Genomic DNA, 3,407 nt, shown 5'->3' with positions numbered 1-3,407 from the left:
TTCCGCCCGAACGGCCCTACCAGCAGGGAGATGAGCTGTCCGCGGAGCAAGACCCGAATTGTCCGTCTTCCTGGATCTTGCGTTGTCCGCTCTCATTCGGGCTGGATGGTGGGCAGGAAGGTCACATGTCCTCCTTACAGCTCTGGTGCGCGACCACCGGCCAGCCGAGCGGGGCGGAGGTCGCGCTGGTCGGGGTGTAGACGTGGCCGGCCGGAACCAGCTCGCCGTCCTCACCGCCACAGTGCACGCAGGCCTGCTCATGGAGCTGGGCCCGGGTGGGCGGCGGCGGTTGATGCATGGTCACGGGCACAGCATCGACCGCTATGCAGGTTGCCACCAGGGTCATGGTGAGTACCCACCGTGGAGCCGCGGTGGCCGATAGCCTCATGCCACCATCAACCCCGGGAGCCCCCCGATGCCCGCACCGGAACCACTTCCCGCGCACGTGCTCGCCGACCAAACATTCTCGACAGCCTGTGCAGCCCGCCAGATCGGTGCGGTGTTCCAGATCGCCGCCAGACGTGCCGGCATGGGGCCGGCCCAGATCGCTCGCCGCACCGGCCTCTCAACGAGCCGCGTCAGCGAGATCATGACCGGCGGCCGGACGGTGGAGAGCATGGCCGTCATCGAGCGAATCGCCGACGGCCTGCGCATCCCCGGGCGCATGCTCGGCCTCGCCGACCGGCCCTGGGAGGCGGTAGCTGAAACCACCGCCTACCAGCCCGCAGCTGCCCCCGAGACCTGGGAAGTTTTGGACATGTTGTCCCGTTCCACCGCCAGCGACGCAGCCCTCACCGGCCTGGAAGCAGCCGTGGCCGACGCAGCGTTCAGATATCCGTCGACCCCGCCCGCCGAGTCCGTCCCGGCCCTGGCACGGCAGCTGTCGGGCGTGCACACGATGCTCGCCCGACCGCAGGCACTCGCCGCCCGACGCCGCGGAGTGCGGATACTGGCCGTCGTGTCCGGCCTCCTCGGCCTCGCGCACCACGACCTCGGTGACCGCACCAGGTCGGACGCGCACTTTCATCTCGGAGCCGTCGCAGCCCGCGAAGGAGAAGCGGACGACCTGACCGCATGGCTCCTCACCATGCAGAGCATCGTCGAGTACACGGCGGGTCGCCGCGATATCGCGACCACGCTCCTCCACCAGGCGGCTGCCCACGCTGAGACCGCAGACCCCCGGCGACGCGCCTGGGTCACCGCCAACCTCGCCCGCGCCCTTGCCACACAGGGCGACCGCGTTGCGGCCCTGGCCGCACTCGACCAGGCCGCCCACCACCTTGACCGTTCAGGCGACCCACCCGGCGGCCTCGACTTCTTCACGGCCCCACGCCTCGACGGACTCGCTGGTGAGACCTACGCACACCTCGGCAACCACGGTGCAGCCGGCTCCCTGCTGGAGGCCGCGATCAGCCGACGGGCCGCCGTAGACGTCAAGGGGCGCGCCGTACTCACCCTCGACCTCGCCGACGTTCGGCTCGCTCAGGGAAGCCTCGACGCTGCCTGCGCGCTCGCCTACCAGGCCCTCGACAGCGCCCGCGGCAGCGTCGTGCAGCCGATCATCCTCCGCGCGAAGGCGTTCCAGCACTCCCTGGCGCCCTGGGCCGCCGAGAGGCCCGTGAGGGAGCTGGCCGCATGCGTGAGAGAGTCGGGAGCACAGCTCGTGCGCATGTAGGGAGGCCGCTGTGAAGTGGGAGACGTTCGGACGTCGGCAGGTCTACGGCAGCCCCTGGGTCGAGGTATGGCTCGACGACGTCGAGGTGCCCGGAGTCGGCCGGATCGACCACCACGTCGTCCGCTACCCCAAGAACTCGACCACTGCCGTCGTCACCAACGACGCCGGCGAGTTTCTCCTCCTCTACCGGCACCGGTTCATCACCGACCGCTGGGGCTGGGAGGTGCCGGCCGGATGGGCCGAGCCCGGAGAGGACCCGGCAGCAGCGGCCGCCCGTGAGGTAGAGGAAGAGACCGGATGGCGCCCCGGACAGGTCGAGTTGCTGACCGAGTACGACGCCATGGCCGGCATCAGCAACGCTCACTTCCGCGCTTACCACGCCACCCGCTGCACCCGGGTCGGCGAACCCGAGGACACGTCCGAATCAACCAAGATCACCTGGCTCACAGAGGCTGAGGTAGTCAAGCTACTGGTCGGCGGCGAGGTCGCGGACGGTCCGTCGCATGCTGCGCTCTCCTACTACCTCGGTCCGCACCGGCTCGCTGAACGCCTCTGACCTGTGCTGTCCGATGCCGGTCGAACCATGGGCGGCATGGCTGACCTGGACCTCCCCGCCGACCTGCGCGCGGACCGGGCGATGACTACGGCACGGGAGACCGGCGGGGACGTCGAGGCCGCAGACGCGGCCGGGCCGGAACGCACGAAGTACCCCGCCCTCCCGGAGGAGAGCGGGGGCCAGGGGTCAACGAGGCTGCTGGAGGGACTGCTCGATGCGGTTCGTCGGCCCCGCGCTCGCGGGGGTTGCTCCCTTGCCTGACAGGCACTCGCAGAAGGGGGCCTTCGGCGTACGTCGGCTGGCGGGCATAGGGATCGCGACGCAGGCTCTCGGAAGTTGCCGGGCGGGAGCGCGCGTTGGCGCCGGGCGGCGTCGGGGGCGGAGGGGTTCCGTGCGGACGCCGCCCGGCGTCGGGGGCGGGGTGGCTCAGGTGGTGGGGTGGGCGAGGGTGGTGAGGTGCTTCGCCACGGTGGTCGGGCTGGGCATCGCCGCGATTTCGGTGCTGACCTCGCGGGCGGCGCGGGTCAGGGCCTCGTCGGTGAGGAGGCGGTGGAGCAGGGCCGGGGTAATCTCCTCGGCGGTCGCGCTGAGGCCCGCTCCGCGCTCGTGGACCGCGGCCGCGGTGATGAAGCGGTCGGAGCCGTCGGGCAGGACCAGCTGGGGGATGCCCGCGTCGAGTGCGCCGAGGACGGTGCTGCTGCCGCCGGGTACCACTGCCAGCGGTCACCGACCATGCCTCGACGCTCCATGTCCGAGTACGCTTCGGAGCGTAGATCGAGGCACTGACAATCCACCCTGGATTCACGAAGAGACAACGATCGGCGCATGAGGTCTGCTACGGGAAGCCAACCGAATCGAACTGAATCAACCGGCGCCAGTTGACGCAGATCACCGCAGGTCAGGAAGTGTCGGCCCCGCGCTCGCGGGGGTTGCTCCCCGGCCCGGCCACGGGCCGTCGTCCCCGGCCCGTCGGCCCCGCGCTCGCGGGGGTTGCTCCTGTCAGCAGGGGGCGCTGGGGTGCGATCAGCCGTCGGCCCCGCGCTCGCGGGGGTTGCTCCGGTGCTCCACCGGCGGAGGTCGTCACGTACCTGTCGGCCCCGCGCACGCGGGGGTTTGTCACGGCCGCCGCCCCAGTAACCAGCCGGCGACCAGTGAGCCCCGCGCTCGCGGGGGTTG

Annotated in this window: 4 protein-coding genes and 1 CRISPR repeat array; of the genes, 2 read left to right on the top strand and 2 right to left on the bottom strand. The window is 70.9% G+C overall.

Annotated elements, in window-relative coordinates:
* Positions 1-121: 121 nt before the first annotated feature.
* Positions 122-304 (bottom strand): hypothetical protein, encoded by a 183-nt coding sequence (locus tag ACFU6K_RS34465; RefSeq protein ID WP_380669856.1) that lies wholly within the window; start codon positions 302-304, stop codon positions 122-124.
* A gap of 111 nt (positions 305-415) precedes the next feature.
* Between ACFU6K_RS34465 and ACFU6K_RS34460 the strand changes: the two genes are divergently transcribed.
* The gene (locus tag ACFU6K_RS34460; RefSeq protein ID WP_380669854.1) at positions 416-1,675 is read left to right on the top strand and encodes a helix-turn-helix domain-containing protein; all 1,260 of its coding nucleotides are present in this window, start codon (positions 416-418) and stop codon (positions 1,673-1,675) included.
* A gap of 10 nt (positions 1,676-1,685) precedes the next feature.
* Positions 1,686-2,231, top strand: coding sequence for an NUDIX hydrolase (locus ACFU6K_RS34455; protein ID WP_380669852.1), 546 nt, complete (start codon positions 1,686-1,688; stop codon positions 2,229-2,231).
* 426 nt (positions 2,232-2,657) lie between these two features.
* Here the strand turns inward: ACFU6K_RS34455 and ACFU6K_RS34450 are convergent, their stop codons facing one another.
* The gene (locus ACFU6K_RS34450; RefSeq protein ID WP_380669850.1) at positions 2,658-2,945 is read right to left on the bottom strand and encodes a glycosyltransferase; all 288 of its coding nucleotides are present in this window, start codon (positions 2,943-2,945) and stop codon (positions 2,658-2,660) included.
* 193 nt (positions 2,946-3,138) lie between these two features.
* Positions 3,139-3,407: a CRISPR direct-repeat array (repeat unit 28 nt; unit sequence GTCGGCCCCGCGCTCGCGGGGGTTGCTC).

Origin of the sequence: Kitasatospora sp. NPDC057512 (assembly GCF_042802135.1) — a bacterium.
GTDB lineage: Bacteria > Actinomycetota > Actinomycetes > Streptomycetales > Streptomycetaceae > Kitasatospora.
Note: the sequence above shows the minus strand (reverse complement) of the source record. Positions and strands in the feature narration are given on the sequence as shown.

Excerpts from the sequence above, each read along its gene's own strand:
- ACFU6K_RS34460 (WP_380669854.1), top strand. The coding sequence starts at position 416 with ATGCCCGCACCGGAACCACTTCCCGCGCACGTGCTCGCCGACCAAACA.